Raw genomic sequence first — 23,088 nt, 5'->3', positions numbered from 1 at the left:
TGCGACAACTTACTTTATATTCAACTAGGAGGTATACAGATAGTATGGAAAGTTTCATTTATCATAATCCCACAAAATTAATCTTCGGAAAAGATCAGCTTCAAGCATTATCAGAAGAACTCCCGAAATACGGAAAAAATATTTTGCTTGTATATGGCGGAGGAAGCATTAAGAAAAACGGTTTATACGATCAAGTTCTTACGCTGTTAAAAGAGTTAAACGTAAATATACATGAGTTAGCGGGCGTAGAGCCAAATCCTCGACTATCTACGGTACGAAAAGGAATTGAAATTTGCCGAAATGAAAACATTGACTTCATGTTAGCAGTCGGCGGAGGAAGCGTTATTGACTGCACAAAAGCAATCGCTGCCGGAGCTGAGTATGAAGGCGACGTTTGGGATATTATTAACAAAAAAGTAACGGCTACAAAAGCACTGCCGTTTGGAACGGTATTAACGTTGGCAGCAACAGGTTCTGAAATGAATCCTGATTCTGTTATTACGAATTGGGAAACAAATGAAAAATACGTTTGGGGAAGCACCGTTACGCACCCTGTATTTTCTATACTAGATCCTGTGAACACGATGTCTGTTCCTAGAGATCAAACTATCTACGGCATGGTAGACATGATGAGTCATGTGTTCGAACAATATTTCCATAACGTGAAAAACACGCCTTTACAAGATCGTATGTGCTATTCCGTATTACAAACAGTAATTGAAACAGCACCGAAATTGCTAGAAGATCTGCAAAGCTACGAACATCGCGAAACGATTTTATATTCCGGAACAATCGCATTAAATGGAACACTTCAAATGGGATACTTTGGAGATTGGGCTTCACATACAATTGAACACGCGGTATCAGCAGTATATGACATTCCTCATGCGGGCGGTTTAGCAATCCTATTCCCAAATTGGATGCGACACGTTGTAGATCAAGATGTAACTCGTATGAAACGCGTCATGACAAGCATGTTTGATATTGAAACTGCAGGTAAAAGTGACAAAGAAATTGCGTTAGAAGGAATCGATAAGCTAAGCGCTTTTTGGTCAAGCCTTGGTGCACCTTCTCGCTTAGCAGATTACGATATCGGAGAAGAGCGACTAGACGAAATTGCTGGAATTGCTGCTCGTGAAATGGAGCACGGAGGTTTCGGTAACTTTAAGAAACTAAATAAAGATGATATTTTAGCTATTTTAAAAGCATCACTGTAAAGTGAAAAATAAAAAAGAAGGAGACACCTGTCTTCTTCTTTTTGTTTTATCTTATAAATGACTGGAAATTAAGTAGAGTAGGAAGAATGGTTTTTTTTCTCAAATTTCAGTTAACAACTAAAGGAAAAGCTTTATAATTAAGTACAGAAAGAAAGTTTTAGAGAATTTAAGGGAGTGGGAAGATGAAAAAGTTTGCGCTAGCTTCATATGCGCTTTATTTGTTGGGCGGATTAGTCATTACAGCCGTAGGATCCGTCTTACCGCAATTGTTAATACATTATCATGTTTCCTATACAGTTGGCGGGCAGCTTGTATTATTAGGTTCTTTAGGATTTTTGATAGGAGTTCCGCTATCTTCTTTTTTATTAGGACGCTTCAGAGAAATGAATTTACTTACAATTTCCGCACTAATGATAGCGCTATCACAAATAGGTATGCTTTTATTGCCTCCATTTGAGTGGATTATTGCATTCAATTTTTTAAACGGTATTGGTGTAGCCGCATTGGAAGTAGTTGTAGCTACTTTAATGATGGAAGTATTTATCGGTAGAAGAGCTATTGTTATGAGTTATTTAGAAGTATCATTCGGTCTAGGTGCGCTGTTGATGCCGTTAGTAGCTAGCTTATTGATTTCACAGAACAGCTGGAGGTTTTCATTTTTTATAACAAGTGTACTAGCTTTACTAATGGTTGTGGTCTGTAAAATGATTCCTTTTGAAAAAGAGACTGTTTCAACTTCAGAAAGCGATGCTTCAGATGCCAGCTCAGAACCTGCGCCTGTGCTTGCTAAAAATCAAAGGTGGAAAATACTCGCTCTTTTTAGTGTGATGATTTTTATGTATGCCGGAGTGGAAAGCAGTATGAATAATTTTCTTTCGTCTATTTTTATCGTGTATCTAGATGTAATTCCCTCACAGGCTACTTTAAGCATAAGCGTTTTTTGGGTGGCTATGCTCATAGGACGAGTGGCTACTGGATGGATTATTCGAATTGTTACATACGAACGTTATCTTTTTGGCAGCATTGGAGGGACAATTGTGAGTTTAGGGCTGTTTATCTTGTTAAAAGAAGCAGTAGCAGGCTATATTTTATTAGGGTTTTTAGGGCTTGCAATGTCAGGTATCTATTCGATAACGATGGTATATGCTAATCATACGTTTACCGGATCTGCTCGTATTGTCACTAGTTTAATTACTGGTTTTTCAGGGCTTGGAGGTGCTGTTTTCCCTGCGCTTATTGGCTTTACTATGGACGCAAGCGGCATTACCTCAGCGCTTTGGTACATAACAGCTTTTGCATGTTTATATCTTCTGGCGCTTTGCATCATTTTTTTCGTTCAGCGTGATGCAAAACAAAAAGCTAATAATCATTTGCAGCCTATGAAATAAATGTTACGTCAAAAAAAGAAGTGAACTTATAAGTTCACTTCTTTTTCTTTTTATTTTCTCTTTCGTTATAGTAAACAAAAAGGGTTCACATAAATTCAAACAAGAAAGTGAAAAATGGATATATCTATGAAAAAGGAGAGCAATATGAAAGAAGTGAATATAAAGGATCCCGCATTAAACCTCGACGTGGCATTAAAAAGAATACTAAATGAGATGGCTGAAAAAGATGTAACTTTATAAATGGTTAATATCTATTTTAATAAAAAAATAAAAAAAGAAAGGTTGAATCTATGTCGACCTTTCTTTTTTTCAGAAAAATTCTTGTTAAATTTTTTCTCACAATATCTTTATAATCAAATAGCAAAATTCCTGCTTTTAATTTCGCTTTAGTATTAACCCTACAAACCATTCTTTTCTTTACTTTTTACTAATATATCAAATATTCTATATATTCCTAATGTTATATAAAATTAAATTGACAAATATATGAAGCGATCATTAGAATTTAGTCATCGAACAGTGAAGAGCTGTTTAAAAGTAGGGGGGAAGTAAATGCCGTTACAAAACAAGCATCTAGCAGTTGTGTTACAAAATACATATTTACCGTTTATTTTTGAAGAAGCAGAAGCTCTCGGAATTAAAGTGACGTTTTTTTATAACCAAGAAGAAGTAGAACCTAAGCATCTTAAAAACGTACAAAATTTCATACCCATTGATTTATTTCACACCTCAGACAAAGCTCTTGAGATTATTAAAGCAGAGCATCACAAAAATCCTTTTGACGGCATTATGACATTATATGAGCCCGCGTTAGAGTTTGTAGCTCAGCTGACAGAAAAATTAAACTTACCGGGCTTATCACCGTTTGTGATTAGTAACTGTCGCAACAAACAGAAAATGAGAGAGGTTTTAAAAGATAATGATCTTAACACTCCGTATTTTAAAGAGGTTGAAAATACGGAGGAATTAAAGAATCTTTCACTGCCTTATCCTGTCGTAGTAAAACCTTCTAACGGATTTTCCAGTCAAGGTGTATCACGAGCGAATAATAAAAAAGAACTGATTGACAGCATAGAAAAAGTGAGACGCGTAAATGAAGAAGACCTAAGTAAATTCACAAAAAATAAAACGGGCATGGTAATTGAACAATTTGTAGACGGACCAGAGTTTGCTATTGAGACGTTTTCTGTAGAAGGAGAGGTTTGTGTACTCTCTATAGGATACAAAGGAAATTCCAAAGGGCCTTTTTTTGAAGAAGGTGTTTATATAGCGCCAGCTCACCTAGAAGAAAACGTTTGGGAATCTATTTCGCAAGAAGCAGCTAAAGCAGCAACCGCTTTAGGGATTGAGAATGGCCCCGCTCATATTGAATTACGTTTGGACCCAGCAGGAAAACCTTATGTGATTGAAATAGGAGCGCGCATTGGAGGGTCTGGGATTTCTCATTATATCGTAAAAGAAAGTACAGGTATTAACTATATCGAGCTAGTTTTTCACTATGTATTAGGATTAAAACCTCCTGTATTAAAAAATGAAAGAAAACGAAAGAAAGTGGTGGGCAACTACATTATCCCTGTGCAAGGCCATGGGATTTTTAAAGAAATTCAAGGCTTGGAAGACGTGCGTAGAGACACTGAAGTAAAAAGGGTTATTCAATTTATAACTGAAGGGACAGACATTTTACCATATCCGCACTTTTCAGGTTACCCTGGATTTATTTTAAGCACTCATGACTCTTATTCCGACTGTGAGCAGTATTACAGCTATTTGGATAACAAAGTAAAAATCGTTTATCAAAATAAAGTAAACGCATAGGGGGTATCAAAGGCTATGATAGTTGCAGAGTCGTCTAGTAAGAAAAATAAGCAGCTTCAAAAGATTAGCATTATCCATACCTTAGGGCCTGAAGGAACCAATTGTGAAAAAGCAGGCTATCTGTGGTTTGAACGCCAAAGCATACAAGGTCAGGTCTTTTTGCATCAAACGTTGGAAGAAGCTTTAGTTCATGTGAAAGAAACAGAGAGTTCTGCTCTACTAGGCTGTGCGGTATATCCTTACTTACATGATATTGTGTTCAAAAATTTAACTAGTTTAGAGCTAGTAGATAGCTTTATTATGCCAACGTATAACATGGTGCTTGCCTCAAAAGAAGAGGTGATAACAAACAACAACCTGTTAATTGCTTCACATCCTGCCCCTGTTGATTTAGCTCATTCCATCAGTTCCAATGTTCAGTTAGTAAATAGTAATGCTCAAGCCGCGATTGATTGCTTAGAAGGAAAGGTAGACGCATGTATTACAACAAGTAAAGCTGCTAACGAGCAGGGTTTAACAGTTGTAAAAGATTTTGGAGAAGTGCCGATGTGTTTTACGCTTCACGGAAGAAAATAGGCTCAACTTTAAAAAAGAAATAAGGTGAAACAGTGATTTCTAAATTAACCCGTATTCATGTACATCTTTTGTTTTGTCTGTTAGCCGTCATCGGGGGAACGACATGGGCTTTTCAAAAGACTGGCTTAAAGGATAGCTTGCCTCTATGGTCAGCAGGTATGAGGTTTTTAATTGCTAGTTTAATAATTGCCCTCTACCTCTTACTCACAAAAAAAATGGCCATTTCAAAAGAAGTAGTAATTATTTCAGCATTAAACGGAATTTTGTACTTTGCTCTACCGTTTGGTTCTGTTTATTGGGCATCCGTCTATTTGCCAAGCGGGCTTGTTTCCGTTTTAGCTGCCAGCATTTCAGTGTTTGCTCTTTTATTTAATCGCTTATTTAAAGGAACACCAGCTACAAAAGGACAAAAGATAGGTGTAGTCATGTGCTTAATTGGTATGAGCGTTGTATTTGGAAATCAGCTGTTTATACAGGGAAATGTGATTCAAATAGTAGCCATGATTGTCATTTTAATGGCTATGCTAGGTTCTGCTTTTATAACTGTTCAAGTTCAATCTCGCATAAAATCCTTGCCTATTATGACCTTTAATTCCTTTTCGATGCTAAGTGGAGGCGCTTGTTTACTGATTGTTAGTTTATTTATAGAAAATGGAAACCGCACTTTCTCTGGGGTTAGTCTTATCTCATTATTATACTTGGCTATTATAGGATCGGTCTTGGGGTTTTCTATTAATATTTATTTATTAAAAAAATGGCATATATCAAAAGCAACGGCGCATCTATTTATTTCACCGGTTATCGCCTTATATGTAGGATTTGTCTTTTTAGGTGAAACATTAAACAAACAGGTCTATATAGGTACAGCATTTGTAATAGCAGGGGTTATATTTATTAACTTGAAAAAGCAAGTAGAGAAAAACACAAATAACTCTACTCTTACATCATCTAAAAATATTTCTGCTAAGTAGCTGCCCTAAAAAAAGGAGGGTTTTAATCATGTTAACAAAAAATCATACTCAAAGTTTAGTGGAGTTATTAAACGATAAAATAGTACCTGCTCTATATGAGATAAGAAAATATCAGGGCCCAAATGGAGAGGTCAAAAGAAATTACGAAAAAGCTAGAGAACTCTTATTAAAAGTAGTTGCTGAAACTGAAACAATATATAACTCTCTAAATTTACCTAAAGTGTGGAATGCATTAAAAAATGACGTATGTGATTGGATCGAAAGAGGACTCGATCAATCTCCTTATTTTGATCAAACGTTAATTGCTTATAGCCCGCCTGCAAACGGAGAGGCGACGTTCTTTTTAGGACCGATTGTAACGCCTAATGGCCCTACCAAAAGAGGGTTTTATTTAGAAGCCTTTATCGCCGTTCGTGATGAACCTGAAATCATGAACTCCATTGAAGCAGACCTTCCTCATCCTAAAAATGGATGTGAATCGTTAAAGCTGTTGGCTGGTACTCAAGGATTTATGGAAGGGAAGTGTATTGTATTTTTCCCTGAGAATGTACAAACAAAAGAAAAGGTAACAACTCAAAACTTCGCGATATTTTTCTTTAATAAATTTCACAGCATATACAATGATGATACATTAAAAAGAGCGTATTCTATCTTTCCTGATTTTAACTTTAAATCTCATACTATGAATAGAGAAGACACCTATCAGGCAAGGGTAATCTGGGGATATCTACATGACTATTATCATCACTGTGGAAATAAACCTTTCGATCAACATATACAGGCAAAAATGAATTTTTTTGCAGGCATACTGGAAGAAGTTAAAGTAGACTGTCAGACGGTGCTGACTCTTCATAAAAGAAAATACCCTTTTTGGGAAGAGATAACAGAATTTGTTCTCTTTGAACGTCTGTTAAGGTATCCTAGTCAGCATAATGCACCTCGAAACTTTGATTCTGGCACAGGATTTTTTCTTTTTAGCTGGTTAGTTGCAAATGGGCATTCAATATCCCGAAAAGAAGACCATGCTTATTTAGATTTAGACATGTGTTTGAAGGAACTAGACCTTTTAGTAAAAGAAATTGAACAACTTGAAACAATTCAAAGTGACCTTGGCTATAAAGAAGAAGCCGAACGCTATGTTCGAAAATACTTATTGCCTAGTGAGAACGGTGATAAATTTACTATTCCGGACAATTATTTTATTAATCAGCAAAATAAAAAGATTGAAGTTCCATACTTACTATTCGATGACCATAATCTCTAAGGAGAAGATGCACTAATGAATGCTTTGCATTTAAGTAAAATAGGAAACAAAATGACTAATAAAGTAGGCGTTCGTGCTATTATGCATGACATTCAAGAAGTGCTCAATTCTGATCTCAATCAATATGTGAATTTAAGCGCTGGAAATCCTGCCATACTCCCTCAAGTTTATGAAATGTGGGAAGAAGCTTTAAAAGATATTGTGAACGACAAACAACTAAAGAATTTGATTAGCCAATATGGGTCTAGTTACGGTACGTATGAATTAATTGATTGCATAAGAGAATACTTCTTTAGGAATTATCGTATTGAGCTGGACAGAGAACAAGTCTTGATCACTTCAGGAAGTCAAAATCTGTTTTTTTTAGCTATAAATTCATTTTGCGGTACAAGTAAAGAAGGAAGAGTTAAAAAAGCATTAATACCTATGCTGCCGGATTACGCTGGGTACAGCGGAGTGGCACTAGAGGAAGCTATAATAGAAGGAATTCCTCCTATCGTCTCAAAGCTTGATCATCATACGTTTCGTTATGAATTTAACAAACAGGCATTCAAAGATAAAATAGCACAGGACCCAGATATCGGAGCTGTCGTATTATCAAGACCTAATAATCCAAGCGGCAACATTCTTTCAAAAGAAGCCGTACACTTTATATCCCAAGTATGCAAGGACTATAACATTCCATTGCTAATTGATTCAGCGTACGCACCTCCTTTTCCGGCTATGAACTTTGTTGAAATGAATCCAATTATACATGACAACATCATTCACTGCATGAGTCTTTCTAAAGCCGGATTGCCTGGAGAGAGAATAGGAATTGCTATAGGAAAAAGTGACTTCATAAAAGTAATGGAAGCATTTCAATCAAATATTTTGATTCACTCTTCTAGGTTAGGTCAGCGGATGGTGGTTAACACCTTAAAGAACGGAAAGTTACCTGGAATTTCAGCTAACTATATAAGAACTCATTATAAACAAAAACATGACTATTTAAAAAATCTTTTAACTACACATATGCCGGATGATATTCCTTGGTATTTACATAAAGCGGAAGGTTCGTTGTTTGGTTGGCTTTGGTTAGAAGGTTTGACTTTCAGTGATAACGATCTATACAATAAATTAAAAGCAGAAAACTTGATTGTAGTACCAGGCGGATCATTCTTTCACGGCAACCGGTCTTGTCCTCACAACCAGGAGTGCATTCGCATAAGTCTTACTGCTACAGATGAGGAGTTAAAGAAAGGAATTGATATTCTTTCGTCAGTAGTCAAGAAAGTATACAGTTCAGATTTTATATGTGAAACAGAAAAAATCTAATTTCTTAAAGGTTTAGAGGTGAAAAAAGCCGACCTGGTTGCTAGGGTCGGCTTTTTTGTTTAGATTAAGCAATAGGCGCATTAAAGAAAACAAACAGACATTTTTAATAATGTTTCTCTTTTAATTGGTTAACTTTATAAAGACCAGGATTTCACCGTTGTAAATTAAAGTTTTTTAGATACTTTGATGACGGTTTCTTTTTGTTTTGAGATACCTTTAACAGTACCTTCTGTTCGCTGGAAACCTTCTCCGCAAAAAGTATGACTTGTTTTTTGGACAAAAGGTTGATCTGTCTTTAAAGAGTTAATAAGCTCTCGTGCATCATCAGGCTTCATATCTTTATACCAAATACCGTCTGGGTAGGAAATGACGACGCATTTATCATGACATCTTCCATTACATCGAGTGCGAGTCGTATGTATGTATTCGTCCATCTCTTGATTAGCTATCTCAGTTCGAATCGCTTGTGTAACTTCTTCGGCTCCAACTCGATTGCAGCTGCTTCCATTGCAAATGAGAACGTGATGTTTCGTTGTACCTAAGTTCCATGTAGCCATGTTGATCCCTCCTATTAAAAGTAATGATTACGATTTATGACGTATAATGATTCCTTTTTTAGCAAAGAGGGCCCTTTACCTCATTAGAATTTTACCAGCTTGATTTTTTCACCCTAGGAAGCTGTCCCTTGTGAGCAAGTTCTCTAAATGCAATTCGCGAAAGCTTAAATTTACGTAAATATCCACGAGGTCTTCCCGTTACTTCACAGCGATTATGCAAGCGAGTAGAAGAAGAGTCTCTAGGAAGCTTTCGTAGTTCATTATAATTTCCTTGTTCCTTTAACTGTTTTCTTAACTCAGCATATTTTTCGACAAGTGCTTGTCGGTGCTTTTCTTTTGCTATTTTTGATTTTTTAGCCAAATAATCAATCCTTTCTTAAAGCCCTTCTTGAAAATCGTAATCATTACTATTTATATTTTTATATCATAAACCACTAAAGAATGAAATGCAACTCATATTTAATGAGTAAAGTTATATTTTTATATGCTGAAAAATAGTTAAAAAAATACGATAATATACAATTTCTTTTGGAACTGGATAATTTTTTGCAATGAAAGACTCTTATATTTCTGCTAGCATATGAACCACGTCAAGAAATAGCAAGGAGGCTTTTATTTTTATGATGAAAAAACTAGTAATTGCTATCGCAATGCTTATCCCGAGTTTTGGTGCAGGTTACTCAGCATTTGCTGCAGCACCCGCTCATGAACAGCACATTCAAGTAAATAAAAATGATAAAGAACTATTAGCTCGTCTTGTATCAGCTGAAGCCAAAGGAGAGCCGTACGCAGGCAAAGTAGCCGTGGCAACAGTTGTATTAAATAGAGTCGACAGCAGCAAATTCCCGGACACTGTAAAAGGCGTTATTTATCAAAAAGGTCAGTACAGCCCGGTCAGCAACGGTCAAATCAATAAACCTGCAGACAAAGGTTCAAAAAAAGCTGTAGAAGAAGCAATTAACTTCCAAGGTCAAGGAAAAGGTTCATTATTCTTCTTTAATCCTGATAAAACGGGAGATCAATGGCTGCGCCAAAAACAAGAAACAATTAAAATAGGGCATCATGTATTTGCAAAATAATAAAAAAGCTAATGGCTAGCTACGTGCTGTCATTAGCTTTTTTAGTTATGTACATAACATAAACAGTAGAACAACCTTCAAAATTAGAATTTTATGGTAAAATAAAAGAGGTCATTTGTAATTAAAAATATGAGGTGATAACTTGAAAGAGAATATGATGTTTGCTTGGATAGCTTCATGGTTAGCTCTTGTTGGTCAGCTCATTTTTTTTATGGGAGTAGCGCTTTTTACAGGGGATTGGCGCTACATGATGTGGAGTTTTATGATAAGCATAATTGTAGGTATACCTAGTATAATGGGTACCTATAAACGAAATCAGCAGCTAAAAGCATACAAAAAATAAGGAATATCGTATTGAAACGCGTTATGAAAGACTTAGAGAAATCCTCTAAGTCTTTTTTTGTTTGGGTATAAAAAGACATGAACCGTACTCCGTTCTTCTAAAAAAAGTACTTTTTACATAGTTTATCAATACAGAACATTTGATAAACACGCGGAGGAGTAAACATGAAGGAGCAGCCTAATTTTTTGTTGATTATGGTGGACGAAGAACGATTTCCACCCGTATATGAAAGTAAAGAAGTAAAAAAGTGGCGAAAAAAACATTTAAAAGCACATGAATTTTTAAAACAGCATGGAATGGGGTTTACTCGTCACTACGTCGGTTCTACAGCCTGTTCACCGAGTCGAGCTACATTGTTTACAGGGCAGTACCCTTCCTTGCACGGAGTGACCCAAACGCAAGGTATCGCAAAGAAGTCACAAGATCCTGATATGTTTTGGCTGCAGCCTAATACCGTCCCAACGATGGGAGATTATTTTAAGCAGGCTGGGTATCAAACCTTTTATAAAGGAAAATGGCATATTTCTGATGAGAACATCTTAATTCCAGGAACACATAACGTTTTTTCTAGCTACCAGATGCAAACAGGAATACCGGATCCAGAAAAAGAGCGCCTCTATCAACGGGCTAATAAGCTTGAAAAGTTTAGTTTTTCAGGGTGGATTGGTCCAGAGCCGGAAGGGAGAAACCCGCACAATTCTGGTTCATCTGCGGCCATTGGAGTGAGTGGACGAGACGAAATATATGCAGAGGAAATCATAGAGCTTATTCAACAATTAGAATATCAAAAGACTGCGCAGCCTTGGCTCATGGTAGCTTCGTTTGTGAACCCGCATGACATTGCGCTGTTCGGAGCAATCACCAAACACCTTGCTATGTTTCAGTTTTCTATTGATGAGACAATTCCGAACATCGAGCCGCCACCTACTATTAGAGAATCTTTACAAACGAAGCCTAGCGCTCAAAGCAGCTATAAATACATCTACCCAAAAGCGCTGCAGCCGACGCCAAATTCTAGTTTCTACCGGCGCTTATATTATCAGCTTCAAAAAAATGTTGATAAACAAATTTTGAAAGTCCTTCGGACTATAGAACAATCTTCGTTCTATGACAATACCATTATTATTTTCACGTCGGATCACGGTGATTTGCTTGGGGCTCACGGAGGACTACATCAAAAATGGTACAACATGTATGAAGAGTCGATTCACGTGCCGCTTCTCATTCATAACAAGCATTTGTTTCCTAGTTATCAACGTACAGACGTGCTGACTAGTCATGTTGACTTGATCCCGACAATGCTTAGCTTGGCTAATATCGATGCTTCCGCTGTTCAAAAGCAATTGCAAAAAAGTCATACGGAAGTACATCCATTTGTTGGGCGAGACCTCTCAGGAACGTTGCGAGGAGAAACATCGCTCCATAAAGAAAAAGCACCGATTTTCTTTATGACGGATGATGACCCGACAAAAGGACTTCACCAAACAAATTTTTTAGGAGAAAGCTATCCGTCAGTCGTTCAGCCTAATCACATTCAAGCGATCATTGTCGAGTTTCAATCAGCCGCAGGAAAGGAAATCTGGAAATACGCTCGATACCATGATAATCCGCAATTTCGGTCAGCACCTAACGAAAAAGATGAAGTCATCCACCGAGAGCAATATGAAAGTTACCCGGTAGATCTTACTAACCTTAAAGAAACATCGGTTCCGGATCAAATTGAAATGTACAATTTGACCAAGGATCCGTTAGAAACAGTAAATTTGGCTTACCCGTATTTTTCAACAAATGAAACAAGGAAAATTCAGCGGCAGCTTGATGTTATTCTTAAAGAACAACTCAGGAAAAAACGGATTTTTCCGCAAAGTGGAAGCATGTACCAGGAGCTTCCGTCTAAAGATAGATAAAAAATAGTTTCGACGAGTTCAAGCCAAATATTGGTGTAAGTAGAAAAAGGTATATTTAATATTTTAGTATATAAATAAAAAACTGATGATACTTGTGCTATGTTACTTATTCTGATTTGAGCAGTACTGGATTTTAATTCGTTAATAATACTTAGATAAAGCAAATAAATGCTTGTAACATCTTTCTTTTTTGCCTTTATTCTTACACAATAAAGGTAAAAACAAAAATAAAATGTAGGTGTTAATATTATAATAAAAAACTTTTTAAGCCCATATATTCTTAAGTAACTTTTCGGGAATTTAAGCATAAATTAATTCTATAACATTAAGAAATAAAAATTACTTCTTGACTTCTGTAAAATTTATACACTATAATCACTTTTAACAACTAACAAACATTATTTGGCAACGAAAAGGACATGAATTAGGTGCTGTTTTCTTCGCAGAGAATAGGGTCAGCGGCTGGGAGCCCTTAAGAAATCATCTAATTTACCACCTTAGAGCTATTGCAGGGAATGTGCATAACTGAAACTGCAATCGGTAAAACCGTTATCTTTTTTTGAGCGTAAAATGCGTACAGGTATTTTACGGAATTAGGGTGGTACCACGACCGCATTCGTCCCTTCACTAGGGATGAGTGCGGTTTTTTATGTAGAAAAAATGAATATACAAGCATTGAAAAGGACATGAATCATTTTTGGATTTTCTTTACAGAGAGTAGGGTCACTGGCTGAGAACCCTTAGAAAACGAAATGAATTTACCACCTTGGAGCTGCGGCGGGGAATGTGTATACACTGAAACTGCAACCGGTAAAACCGTTATCTTTTTAAGCGTAAAATACGTATAGGTATTTTACGGAATTAGGGTGGTACCACGGCCGCATTCGTCCCTTTATTAGGGATGAGTGCGGTTTTTTTGTTGAATAAAAACATATTGGAGGAATGAACATGTCAAAACAAATGGAAGCAGAAAAACGAAATCATCAAAAATTAGGTCAAGAACTGGAGCTGTTTATGTCGATGGAAGAAGCTCCTGGTATGCCGTTTTTCTTACCTAACGGAATGATTGTTCGAAATGAGTTAGAAAACTACTGGAAACAAAAGCATTACAAAGCAGGCTATCAAGAGATAAAAACACCCATCATGATGAAACAGAAGCTATGGGAACAATCAGGGCATTGGGAGCACTATCATGAAAATATGTATTTTTCAAATGTTGACAAACAAAACTATGCGATTAAACCGATGAATTGTCCGGGAGCCATTTTATTGTTTAACAGCAAGCGAAGAAGCTACCGAGAACTTCCAGTTCGATACGCGGAGCTCGGGTTAGTTCATCGCCACGAGCTTTCTGGCTCTTTAAACGGATTACTAAGAGTTCGGTCATTCACACAGGACGACGCTCATTTATTCGTAGAACCCAGTCAGATCGAAGCTGAGATTAGCCGCATTCTAGCGTTTATCCATGACTTTTATTCACATTTTGGCTTTGATTACAAAGTGGAGCTATCCACACGTCCTGAAAAATTTATGGGAGATATTGAAACATGGAATCAAGCAGAAAAGTCGCTTCAATCGGTGCTAAATGAAAAAGGCTTAGACTATCAGGTAAATGAAGGAGACGGAGCTTTTTACGGGCCGAAAATCGATTTTCATATTTTAGATTCCCTAGGCCGCAGCTGGCAGTGCGGAACAGTTCAGCTTGATTTTCTAATGCCAGAGAAGTTTGACTGTATGTATATTGGAGAGGACAATAAACCGCACCGTCCCGTAATGATTCACCGCGCTATATACGGTTCCGTTGAACGATTTATGGCCATCTTGATTGAACATTATGAAGGTCAATTTCCTCTTTGGCTGGCTCCTGTTCAATTTAAGCTTTTGCCTATTGCACCGCCGCATGTGGAATATGCATACAAGGTGAAACACGAGCTGGAGTCACAAGGGTATCGTGTTGAAGTGGATGATCGTATTGAAAAAATAGGTCTGAAAATTAGAGAAGCCGAAATGCTCAAAGTTCCTTATATGGCCGTAATAGGAGATAAAGAAGTAGAAAATAAATCGCTTGCTATGCGAAAGCATGGGAAGAAAAACATTGGAACAGTAAGTGTTGAAGAGGCAGCTGTACACTTGAATAAAGAAATGGATTCAAACAGAGTTTATTGAAGCCATTTACCTTGCTAAATAGAAAAATCCGATTTTTTAAGTCGGATAGTGATTCCCTTCATCTTGTCTTACACCAAAATGAAGGGAATATTGAACTAGAAGGGTATAAGATAATATATATCAGCAGTATAACTTTTGCCTTAGACAAACGCCGGTATTTTATAAAAAAAATTATCTTGTTCCATTCGAATCGTTTGTACGGGGGGAAGCTGAATCTTCATTTGACAATTTGTTCATAGGTTGCTGACCTCGCTTCTTTTTAGAAGGAGAATAAAAAAGAAATTTAAACATAAAGTACACTCCTAATGCTAGTAAAATACAGCCAATAAGTAAGTTAAGCATCTCTCTCCGCCCTTCATACACTTCAGTTTTCATCATTATAACACCCGTTAAGGTAAAACATTCATCGTTCTGTAAATAATCCCTATGTCAGGAATTTATATTTGAAGATAGGCGGCGAAAAAACTATCTGAAAATGAACCAATTTATTTTTTAGAATATTAATTTTATTCAAACTTATTATACATAATCACAATGATGATTTCTTTATTTAGTTGATAAAGCCAAAATAGATAGAGATTAAGAAATCGCTTACAAAAACTCTTGAAATATATATAATGATATTAGTATACTAATAGACAAGTTAGTAATTATTTCTATATAATTACTTCTGTATCTGAAGTAAAAACGCGTAGTCAAATAGGAAAAGACGTCATTTTTAAGTTTTTTAATGGATGAGTGGCAACAGAGAGGAGAGAGTGCAATGGGAAAACTATTTAAAAAGAAGTCAATCGAGCAATTATTAGAACAAAGTCAAAACAAATCTCTAGTCAAAACATTAGGGGCATTCGATTTGACTCTTCTTGGTATTGGAGCCGTAATAGGAACGGGGGTTTTAGTTTTAACAGGCTTAGTAGCTGCTAACGATGCGGGGCCAGCCGTTATTTTTTCTTTTATACTGGCTTCTATTGTATGCGGTTTTGCAGCGCTGTGCTATGCGGAATTTGCTTCAACTATACCTGTATCTGGGAGCGTTTACACCTATACATATGCAACCATCGGCGAAGTGGTAGCACACTTAATGGGATGGACATTGCTTTCCGTCTATTTATTAACGATGTCAGCAGTAGCAAATGGATGGTCTTCTTATTTTAATAATTTTTTAGAAGGCTTTGGTTTTTCACTCCCAAAAGAATTGATTACGATCCCTGCAAATGGAGGCCTGGTGAACCTTCCTGCTATTTGTATTACCCTTCTTATTACATGGCTGCTTTCAAGGGGAACTAAAGAAAGTAAAAAAGTGAATAATTTTATGGTGCTTGTTAAATTATTTATTATCCTTCTCTTTATTATTGTAGGGGCTTTTTATGTGAAGCCGTCTAATTGGACTCCTTTTATGCCTTATGGAATTGAAGGGGTTGTGACAGGGGGAGCGGCCGTATTTTTTGCTTTCTTAGGTTTTGATGCTTTATCTACATCAGCAGAAGAAGTAAAGAACCCGCAGCGCAATTTGCCAATTGGAATTATTAGTTCACTCGTGATCTGCACGATTATTTATGTAGCGGTATGCCTTGTTATGACAGGGGTTGTTTCTTACAAGGAACTGAATGTTCCAGAAGCAATGGCCTATGTTCTTCATTCAGTAGGACAAAATGCAGTGGCAGGAGTTATTGCTGCAGGAGCTGTCATTGGGATTATGGCTGTTATTTTCGCCTACATTTATGCAGCAACACGAATTTTATTCTCAATGAGCCGCGACGGCTTGCTACCAAAAGCATTTGCTAAAACAAATGAGAAAACGGGAGTTCCGACTCTCTCCACTTGGCTAGTAGGAATTATCGGAGCGTTAATTTCAGGATTTATCGATTTAAAAGAACTTGCGAATTTAGCAAATATCGGAGCCCTTTTAACTTTCGGTATGGTGGGCGTCAGCATTATCATCTTACGCAAAACGCACCCAACTTTAAAACGTGGATTTACAATGCCGTTTGTCCCGGTTTTACCAATTTTATCTGTATTATCTTGTTTATTTTTAATGATTAATCTTCCTAAAACAACATGGCTATATTTTAGCATATGGATTGTGCTTGGTATATTTGTGTATATAGGTTATTCTCGTAAACACAGTCGATTAACAAGTAAAGAAATGAAAAAAGCGAGTTAGAAGCAGAAAAAGAGCCTTTCATCCAAGAAAGGCTCTTTTTTTGCTTTTTGTTCAGTTGTTAGACAGTTAGGACGATTGTTCACTATGTTTTTTGCGTGTTTCCACAATAAACAGACAAGTGCTAATAACAAAAGCCGTTCCTACAAAAATGGCGCCAACCCAAGGAAGTGAAGTAAGTCCCATATGGTTAATAATTACGCCTCCGAAAAAGGCGCCAAAAGCATTTCCTAAGTTAGCAAATGAGTGATTCGAAGTAGAAGCTAAAGCAGGTGCTTCCTGTGCTAAGTTCATAATTTTCACTTGAATACCAGGCATTACAGCAAATGCTGCTGCTCCCCAGAAAAACAGCGTGATAATCGCGGCTGTTGGGCTTTTGACAGTAAACGTAAAAATAGTCAGCACAATACAAAGAAAAGCAAATATACCTACAACCGAAGGCATTAACTTCCAATCTGCAAGCTTTCCTCCAACAACATTTCCAAGCGTAACGCCGCATCCGTACAATACAAGTATCCACGTAACGCTGTGTTCACTTACTCCCGTAACGTCTTCAAGAAGCGGTGTAATGTACGTAAATACAGTAAATAAACTACCGCACCCTATTGCACTTAAAAGAAGCATCACAAGAAGTTTTGGTTGGCTAAAAGCAGCAAACTGCTGTTTTAGACCCGTTAATTTTTCTTGACCAAGCTTTGGGATAAACAGAATAATACCGATAAATGCAATGATTCCCATAATGGTAATAGCCCCAAACGAAGCTCTCCAACCTAAGTGTTGGCCAATAAATGTTCCTACAGGAACGCCGATAATATTTGCAATGGTTAAACCTGCCATCATCGTTGCAACAGCACTTGCTCGCTTATGCGGTTGTACGAGCCGTGAAGCAATAACAGCGCCTACTCCAAAGAAAGTACCGTGACATAACGCCGTAACTAAACGAGCTCCCATCAAAATTCCATAGTTAGGTGCAATAATAGCAATCGCATTTCCGAGAATAAATAAAAGCATGAGTAAACAAAGCAGAAGCTTTTGAGGAAGTCGATGAGTAAAAATGGTTAAAATTGGCGCGCCAATCGCTACTCCTAAAGCATAGCCCGTAATTAGCTGACCAGCAGTCGAAATGCTAACATGAAGGTCTTCTGCAACGTTAGGCAGTATCCCCATAATAACGAATTCCGTCATTCCAATAGCAAAAGCTCCAAGAGTCAACGAGATAAGAGCAATTGGAAAGGAATCTTTCTTACTGACCTGCTCATTAGCATGCATTGTATTCATGTGTGATCACCCTTTCTGTGTATAAAATTTATATCTCCTTGAAAAGAAGTCAATTACTAATAATACTTAAGTGATTGAGCTTTGACAACCAAAAAAGCTGATGTAAGCGGTATCTTTTGGGATTCCGTTTATCTTTATCATATATGAAGACAGTCAGACATAAATTTATTGACAGAATAAAGTTTAGTCCTATAAACTATTTTTAAAGTTGAATAGTTTATACCTATAAACTAAATGAGCAAAGGAGGGAAAGAAGTGACGAAAAGCAAGTTATATCAAGCTGTAGAACTTTTTGAAGAAGTGCTGTTTGTAGGAACAGAAGTCATTCACAGAGAGCTGAGCCATAACCTCTTCGAACATGTCTCAAGGCAGCAGTTTGATTTGTTAAATAGTTTAATGATTAAAGGTCCATCTTCACCTGGCAGTCTCGCTGTCTTGCAAGGTGTTCATAAAAGTGCCATTTCGAATCGAATTAAAAAACTGCTCGAAAAAGGGCTTGTGGAGTGGGACACTAATGAACTAGAGAGCGATAAACGTTCTAAGCTTATTAAGATTACGGCTGAAGGAGAAAAGGTAATACATGACGGAAATGCCGCGTGTTTTAGTATCATTGAGAATTTGTTTGATGATGTAGAAGAAGAAAAAATAGATACATTTATTGAAATTCTTACAATGGCAAAAGAAAAGTTAACTATAAAAGGGGAAAGCAAAAAATGAAATTTATTGTGAAATTTAAATGGGTGATTGCGGCCTTTATTTTAGCTTTAACGGTCATATTGATGCTAACGGCACCCAATTTAACAAAGCTCGCAAGTGAAAAAGGGCAGTCTCAGCTTCCTGATGATGCCGTTTCATCTAGGGCCAGCCAAATTCTCAAAAATGCCGGGGAAGACAGTAACACCATCAGCATGGTGATCAAGCTAGATAACGCATTAGATAAAGATAGTGAGAAACAGATACAGAAAATCATTGATAAGACAGAGAAAATTAAAGGTGTAAAAGATGTTACAACGCCTTTAACAGATGATCAAGATGTTCGTAACCAATTAATGTCTAAAGACAAAAAAACCGTTTTAGTTCCGGTTACTGTCAGTGGATCGGATGAAAAAGTTGAAAAAATAGCGAATCAGATTTATGACAGCGTGCCAAAAGACGTTACGGCATATGTAACAGGTGCATCTCTTATTAATCAGGATTTTGCACACAGTTCAGAAGAAGGGTTAAAGAAAACCGAGTTTATTACTATCTTCTTGATTTTAGGTTTGCTTCTACTCGTTTTCCGTTCAGTCGTGACGCCGTTTATTCCTATTTTAATTGTGGGAATCACATACTTAATCAGTCAATCGTTACTAGGTATTTTAGTTAAAAATGTCGATTTTCCAATCTCAACGTTCACGCAAACGTTCTTAGTAGCTATTTTGTTTGGAATAGGTACGGATTACTGCATTCTTTTACTTAACCGTTTCCGTGAAGAATTGGCTAACGGACATGATAAAGTAGAAGCCACGATCACGGCTTACCGTACAGCAGGAAGAACGTTATTCATTAGCGGAATTGCCGTATTTATTGGTTTTGCAGCCATCGGATTTGCCAAGTTTGCTATTTTCCAATCGGCCGTTGGCGTAGCAGTGGGAGTTGGTGTGCTGCTAGTGATTTTATTTACCTTGCTGCCACTTTTTATGGTTACGCTTGGAGAAAAATTATTTTGGCCGTCTAAAAAAGTGGCTTCTCATAGCGATAATAAGCTGTGGGGGTTTTTAGGAAGAAAGGCAGTAGCGCGACCGTTCGTATTTTTAGTCATTACAGCGATTATTACCGTGCCTTTTATTGTAACGTATGACTCAAAAGTATCGTTTGATTCTACTGCTGAAATAAGCAGTGATTATAAATCTATAAAAGGACTAAATGCTATCAGTGACGCACTGGGAGAAGGAAAAGCATTTCCTGTCAATGTTATTATTAAAGGAGATAAAGAGTTAACAAAGGCGGATGTTATTCCGTATTTAGGAAATATAAGCAAAGCAATTGAAAAAGTGGATCACGTGGATTCTGTTATGACGATCACACAGCCTACGGGAGAAAAGATTGATGATTTATATGTTAATTCACAGCTGGGCTCTGTATCAGACGGAATCAAAGATGCTGTTAAAGGAATCGGAGATGTACAAAAAGGATTAAGTGATATTGAAAAAGGGCTAAATCAAATAGCCGACCAAACGGGTTCTGCTTCTAAAGAATCTGGCGGGTCACTTGCACCTGCCGCAGACGGATTAGCTCAAGTTAATCAACAGCTGCAGCTTGTCAGCACTCAGCTCTCTACAACAGGAAATGTGCAGCAAGCGGTTCCTCAGCTTGCAGCAATCAGCAAACAGCTTACTACCATTCAAACCGGTCTTCAACAAGCAAATGAGAATCTTTCAGCTCAGCAAGGCCAAGTCGGAACCCTATCAGACAGTATCAATCAATTAGCAGAAGGTGTTGATAGTGCAAATGATGGGCTAACGAAAATCTCAGATGGCTTAACAAAAGCAACAGGTATGCTTGATAACATGAGTGACAGCTCAACAGTTAGAGATACGGGTATTTATCTTCCAGCAGAAGTGATGAAAGATAAAGGGTTTAAACAATCCATCGACAACTATTCTTTTGCAGATGGAAAAGGAGTTAAGCTCAGCGTAGTGCTCGATCAAAATCCATATTCTGAAGAAGCCATTTCAACCGTAAAAAATATTGAAAAAGCGGTGGCAAGCGAAGTCGTTGATACGCCGTTTGAGCATACAGAAATTGTGTACGGAGGGGTATCGAGCTCAAATGCGGATTTAAAAGATTTATCTACAACGGATCTTTCACGCACAATGGTTATTATGATGATTGGATTGTTTATTGTTTTGACCATTTTATTCCGTTCAATGATCATGCCTGTATACATGATTGCTTCACTGTTGCTTACGTATTATACAGCAATGGGAATCTCAGAGCTTCTATTCGTGGATATAATGGGGAATGACGGAATCAGCTGGGCCGTGCCATTCTTTAGTTTTGTTATTTTAGTTGCTCTTGGAATTGACTATTCTATTTTCTTGTTAGACCGTTTTAACGAAGAAGTGAAAAGCGGCGTAGCAGAAGGCATGGTTACGTCTATGAGTAAGATGGGGTCGGTTATTATTACTGCCGCTATTATCCTAGCCGGAACGTTTGGGGCTATGATGCCATCAGGTGTATTAACGCTTGTTCATGTAGCAACAGTTGTTATCATCGGTCTTTTACTTTATGGTCTTGTTATTCTTCCGCTTCTTATGCCAGCGATTGTCGTGACGCTTGGAGAAGGAAACTGGTGGCCGTTTCTTCGAAAAAAAGAAAAATACAAAGTAGAAGAATAACTTATATATGCTGGATTTTATCAACAATCAGATATAACGTTAAGCATTAGATAGAGTAAAAATGAAGGATAGATGAGCGTCATGAGACTGCTTTATCTATCCTTTTTTTTGTGCTATTAGAAAACTTGAGCATGATTAAAAGTAAACTCAAGCAGGCGCTGTGATAAATATACCGGGTCGAATAAAAGGCTTCCTACTAGGAAAACCTATAGTCAAAAACATGCGGAGGTCTTTTTAATGAAATTTGTAAATCTTTTAGCTAATCAGCGAGAAAAACGACGCGAACAAATGCGTGAAGCAGGCACATGTCCAGACTGCTTAGGAAAACGTTTTCACCATGTTGGGCTTTATTTTGTGCACGTTTATGAATGTCCGAGCTGTCAGGGGAATGAGGAAAACTAAATAATTCAGCCGAAAAGCTTCTTCATAAAATAGAAGCTTTTTTTATTTCACCACTATTACAAGCTCAGTAGATTGAAAAGAATTGTTCCTTTAGAGCTAATAATGATAAGATTAAAAAAAGCAGCATCCAAGGTAATTCATACTCACTTTTACGTAAAAACCACTATAGTAGAGAGATTATATAAAAAGGAGATTCCGGCATGGGTGAAAAAAAGAATATTGATATAGGTGGTCTTAGTTTTGCTTGGGATTTAGAAAAAGGAAAATTTAGCTTTGAAGGAGAAGATGCGATTCTTTTTTGGATTTCTTCGGCGATGAAAACATTGTTTGACACAATCGAAGAAATATCTGGAGAAGAGGCAGCTTCGGTAGTACTGGAAACTACTGGTTTTCGACAAGGATTAGTAGTAGGAGAGTACTTTCAAAACATGAAGGGCGTAACGGTTTTTGAAGCGGCTGAGTTAATTACAAATACATACGCTTCGGCTGGATGGGGAAAAACAACTATCAAATATTTAAATCCTGAAAGTAAAACTCTATCTGCTGAATTAAAAGACAGTTGGGAACATAAAATTAACGTGGCGCAAAAGAAAACAATGGGAGGAAATTTTCTTCCGGCCCATTATGCAGGGATTTTTACAGGACTATTCGGAACAAATATTTGGTACAAGGTGATTCAACATCAAATAGAAGGGCATGAATGCACCACAGTAGAATACTTCCCTTCCAACATTGATATCACTCAAAATATTCATCAATTAGCGAGAAGAAAAGAAGCGCAGAAAATAGAACATTTGCAAAACATTGTAGCGGAAAAAACAGCAGAGTTAAAAGATCTTATTAAAAAGCTGTCTTCTCCTATTATTCCCGTTTTGGAAGGCATAGTCGTCGTTCCTTTGATTGGCAAATACGACGAGGATCGAACGGAAGATTTGATTGTCAATACATTAAATAACCTCCCAAAACATCAGGCTAATTATCTTGTGCTGGATTTAACCGGATTGGATAAAGAACTTACTGAATATACGGCAAGTCTTATCGAAAAATTAGGTGCAGCAGCGTCCCTGATTGGTACAAAAACCATTTTAGTAGGAATTTCTGCTGACTTAGGCTTAGTTATATCAGAGACTCATATTGATTTATCAAAATATGATTGTTTTCAAACACTGCAGCACGGCATTCATTATGCATTGGCACAAAGCGGACGAAGCATCGTTTAAAAGATATATTTTAAATATAACAAAATGCACTCATTCAACATCATAAC

Annotated in this window: 20 protein-coding genes and 1 other annotated feature; of the genes, 16 read left to right on the top strand and 4 right to left on the bottom strand. The window is 37.1% G+C overall.

The features are described from left to right. Positions 1-44: 44 nt before the first annotated feature. The 7 genes from ACH6EI_RS12540 (at position 45) to ACH6EI_RS12510 (ending at position 8,548) form a co-directional block, all read left to right on the top strand. Positions 45-1,217, top strand: a complete 1,173-nt coding sequence (locus ACH6EI_RS12540; protein WP_098112612.1) for an iron-containing alcohol dehydrogenase — start codon at positions 45-47, stop codon at positions 1,215-1,217. 182 nt (positions 1,218-1,399) lie between these two features. Further along, positions 1,400-2,605, top strand: a complete 1,206-nt coding sequence (locus ACH6EI_RS12535) for an MFS transporter (RefSeq protein WP_099331003.1) — start codon at positions 1,400-1,402, stop codon at positions 2,603-2,605. Positions 2,606-3,157: 552 nt separating this feature from the next. Continuing rightward, a complete protein-coding gene (locus tag ACH6EI_RS12530; protein ID WP_394530699.1) occupies positions 3,158-4,420 on the top strand; it encodes an ATP-grasp domain-containing protein in 1,263 nt (420 codons plus the stop codon). A gap of 15 nt (positions 4,421-4,435) precedes the next feature. Then, positions 4,436-4,996 (top strand): hypothetical protein, encoded by a 561-nt coding sequence (locus ACH6EI_RS12525; RefSeq protein ID WP_098112615.1) that lies wholly within the window; start codon positions 4,436-4,438, stop codon positions 4,994-4,996. 32 nt (positions 4,997-5,028) lie between these two features. Then, entirely contained in the window at positions 5,029-5,967 is a 939-nt protein-coding gene (locus ACH6EI_RS12520) for a DMT family transporter (protein ID WP_098999332.1), read from the top strand. Positions 5,968-5,995: 28 nt separating this feature from the next. Continuing rightward, the gene (locus tag ACH6EI_RS12515) at positions 5,996-7,231 is read left to right on the top strand and encodes a DUF6421 family protein (protein ID WP_098112617.1); all 1,236 of its coding nucleotides are present in this window, start codon (positions 5,996-5,998) and stop codon (positions 7,229-7,231) included. Between the two features lie 15 nt (positions 7,232-7,246). After that, positions 7,247-8,548 carry a valine--pyruvate transaminase gene (locus tag ACH6EI_RS12510; RefSeq protein WP_098112618.1) on the top strand — a complete coding sequence of 434 codons (1,302 nt, stop codon included), beginning with the start codon at positions 7,247-7,249 and terminating at the stop codon, positions 8,546-8,548. A 164-nt stretch (positions 8,549-8,712) separates the two neighbouring features. Here the strand turns inward: ACH6EI_RS12510 and ACH6EI_RS12505 are convergent, their stop codons facing one another. Both ACH6EI_RS12505 and rpsN read right to left on the bottom strand, forming a co-directional pair. Beyond that, positions 8,713-9,105, bottom strand: coding sequence for a (2Fe-2S) ferredoxin domain-containing protein (locus ACH6EI_RS12505; RefSeq protein ID WP_014460065.1), 393 nt, complete (start codon positions 9,103-9,105; stop codon positions 8,713-8,715). A gap of 91 nt (positions 9,106-9,196) precedes the next feature. Then, positions 9,197-9,466: a 30S ribosomal protein S14 gene (gene rpsN / locus ACH6EI_RS12500; RefSeq protein ID WP_108674722.1), complete on the bottom strand. Its 270-nt coding sequence runs from the start codon at positions 9,464-9,466 to the stop codon at positions 9,197-9,199. 259 nt (positions 9,467-9,725) lie between these two features. On the opposite strand from rpsN, the gene ACH6EI_RS12495 reads away from it, so the two are divergent. The 4 genes from ACH6EI_RS12495 to thrS all read left to right on the top strand — a co-directional run bounded on the left by ACH6EI_RS12495 (position 9,726) and on the right by thrS (position 14,600). Beyond that, positions 9,726-10,184: a cell wall hydrolase gene (locus tag ACH6EI_RS12495; protein WP_033579000.1), complete on the top strand. Its 459-nt coding sequence runs from the start codon at positions 9,726-9,728 to the stop codon at positions 10,182-10,184. Between the two features lie 142 nt (positions 10,185-10,326). Continuing rightward, complete coding sequence (locus tag ACH6EI_RS12490; RefSeq protein WP_098112619.1) at positions 10,327-10,527, top strand: hypothetical protein; 201 nt, start codon at positions 10,327-10,329, stop codon at positions 10,525-10,527. A gap of 164 nt (positions 10,528-10,691) precedes the next feature. After that, entirely contained in the window at positions 10,692-12,434 is a 1,743-nt protein-coding gene (locus ACH6EI_RS12485) for a sulfatase family protein (protein ID WP_098112620.1), read from the top strand. Between the two features lie 666 nt (positions 12,435-13,100). Next, positions 13,101-13,329, top strand: a binding site (T-box leader). A 53-nt stretch (positions 13,330-13,382) separates the two neighbouring features. Beyond that, positions 13,383-14,600, top strand: coding sequence for a threonine--tRNA ligase (gene thrS / locus ACH6EI_RS12480; protein ID WP_397377385.1), 1,218 nt, complete (start codon positions 13,383-13,385; stop codon positions 14,598-14,600). 171 nt (positions 14,601-14,771) lie between these two features. Here thrS and ACH6EI_RS12475 read toward each other — a convergent pair whose 3' ends face one another. Then, on the bottom strand, positions 14,772-14,975 hold the full coding sequence (locus ACH6EI_RS12475; protein WP_223546605.1) for a hypothetical protein: 204 nt from the start codon (positions 14,973-14,975) through the stop codon (positions 14,772-14,774). A gap of 388 nt (positions 14,976-15,363) precedes the next feature. Here ACH6EI_RS12475 and ACH6EI_RS12470 point away from each other — a divergent pair, with 388 nt between their 5' ends. Next, the gene (locus tag ACH6EI_RS12470; protein ID WP_048020877.1) at positions 15,364-16,764 is read left to right on the top strand and encodes an amino acid permease; all 1,401 of its coding nucleotides are present in this window, start codon (positions 15,364-15,366) and stop codon (positions 16,762-16,764) included. A gap of 66 nt (positions 16,765-16,830) precedes the next feature. Here ACH6EI_RS12470 and ACH6EI_RS12465 read toward each other — a convergent pair whose 3' ends face one another. After that, positions 16,831-18,039, bottom strand: a complete 1,209-nt coding sequence (locus ACH6EI_RS12465; RefSeq protein WP_098112622.1) for an MFS transporter — start codon at positions 18,037-18,039, stop codon at positions 16,831-16,833. A 255-nt stretch (positions 18,040-18,294) separates the two neighbouring features. On the opposite strand from ACH6EI_RS12465, the gene ACH6EI_RS12460 reads away from it, so the two are divergent. The 4 genes from ACH6EI_RS12460 to ACH6EI_RS12445 all read left to right on the top strand — a co-directional run bounded on the left by ACH6EI_RS12460 (position 18,295) and on the right by ACH6EI_RS12445 (position 23,041). Next, positions 18,295-18,756, top strand: coding sequence for a MarR family winged helix-turn-helix transcriptional regulator (locus ACH6EI_RS12460; RefSeq protein WP_033579007.1), 462 nt, complete (start codon positions 18,295-18,297; stop codon positions 18,754-18,756). Further along, positions 18,753-21,419 carry an MMPL family transporter gene (locus tag ACH6EI_RS12455; RefSeq protein ID WP_098112623.1) on the top strand — a complete coding sequence of 889 codons (2,667 nt, stop codon included), beginning with the start codon at positions 18,753-18,755 and terminating at the stop codon, positions 21,417-21,419. The genes ACH6EI_RS12460 and ACH6EI_RS12455 overlap by 4 nt, the downstream gene beginning before the upstream one ends. Positions 21,420-21,656: 237 nt before the next feature. Then, the gene (locus ACH6EI_RS12450) at positions 21,657-21,821 is read left to right on the top strand and encodes a hypothetical protein (protein WP_165573448.1); all 165 of its coding nucleotides are present in this window, start codon (positions 21,657-21,659) and stop codon (positions 21,819-21,821) included. Positions 21,822-22,021: 200 nt separating this feature from the next. Next, positions 22,022-23,041, top strand: coding sequence for an STAS domain-containing protein (locus tag ACH6EI_RS12445; protein WP_098112624.1), 1,020 nt, complete (start codon positions 22,022-22,024; stop codon positions 23,039-23,041). Positions 23,042-23,088: the final 47 nt, after the last annotated feature.

Source organism: Priestia sp. JSM ZJ58, from assembly GCF_044383985.1.
Classification (GTDB): domain Bacteria; phylum Bacillota; class Bacilli; order Bacillales; family Bacillaceae_H; genus Priestia; species Priestia zanthoxyli.
This window is presented reverse-complemented; position numbering and strand designations above follow the sequence as displayed.

What these genes read in the sequence shown, in the direction of transcription:
- ACH6EI_RS12515 (WP_098112617.1), top strand. Translation starts at nt 5,996, where the DNA reads ATGTTAACAAAAAATCATACTCAAAGTTTAGTGGAGTTATTAAACGAT.
- ACH6EI_RS12505 (WP_014460065.1), bottom strand. Translation starts at nt 9,105, where the DNA reads ATGGCTACATGGAACTTAGGTACAACGAAACATCACGTTCTCATTTGC.
- ACH6EI_RS12465 (WP_098112622.1), bottom strand. Translation starts at nt 18,039, where the DNA reads ATGAATACAATGCATGCTAATGAGCAGGTCAGTAAGAAAGATTCCTTT.
- ACH6EI_RS12475 (WP_223546605.1), bottom strand. Translation starts at nt 14,975, where the DNA reads ATGAAAACTGAAGTGTATGAAGGGCGGAGAGAGATGCTTAACTTACTT.
- ACH6EI_RS12450 (WP_165573448.1), top strand. Translation starts at nt 21,657, where the DNA reads ATGAAATTTGTAAATCTTTTAGCTAATCAGCGAGAAAAACGACGCGAA.
- ACH6EI_RS12510 (WP_098112618.1), top strand. Translation starts at nt 7,247, where the DNA reads ATGAATGCTTTGCATTTAAGTAAAATAGGAAACAAAATGACTAATAAA.
- ACH6EI_RS12485 (WP_098112620.1), top strand. Translation starts at nt 10,692, where the DNA reads ATGAAGGAGCAGCCTAATTTTTTGTTGATTATGGTGGACGAAGAACGA.
- ACH6EI_RS12495 (WP_033579000.1), top strand. Translation starts at nt 9,726, where the DNA reads ATGATGAAAAAACTAGTAATTGCTATCGCAATGCTTATCCCGAGTTTT.
- ACH6EI_RS12445 (WP_098112624.1), top strand. Translation starts at nt 22,022, where the DNA reads ATGGGTGAAAAAAAGAATATTGATATAGGTGGTCTTAGTTTTGCTTGG.
- ACH6EI_RS12530 (WP_394530699.1), top strand. Translation starts at nt 3,158, where the DNA reads ATGCCGTTACAAAACAAGCATCTAGCAGTTGTGTTACAAAATACATAT.
- ACH6EI_RS12540 (WP_098112612.1), top strand. Translation starts at nt 45, where the DNA reads ATGGAAAGTTTCATTTATCATAATCCCACAAAATTAATCTTCGGAAAA.
- ACH6EI_RS12470 (WP_048020877.1), top strand. Translation starts at nt 15,364, where the DNA reads ATGGGAAAACTATTTAAAAAGAAGTCAATCGAGCAATTATTAGAACAA.
- ACH6EI_RS12535 (WP_099331003.1), top strand. Translation starts at nt 1,400, where the DNA reads ATGAAAAAGTTTGCGCTAGCTTCATATGCGCTTTATTTGTTGGGCGGA.
- thrS (WP_397377385.1), top strand. Translation starts at nt 13,383, where the DNA reads ATGTCAAAACAAATGGAAGCAGAAAAACGAAATCATCAAAAATTAGGT.
- ACH6EI_RS12455 (WP_098112623.1), top strand. Translation starts at nt 18,753, where the DNA reads ATGAAATTTATTGTGAAATTTAAATGGGTGATTGCGGCCTTTATTTTA.
- ACH6EI_RS12525 (WP_098112615.1), top strand. Translation starts at nt 4,436, where the DNA reads ATGATAGTTGCAGAGTCGTCTAGTAAGAAAAATAAGCAGCTTCAAAAG.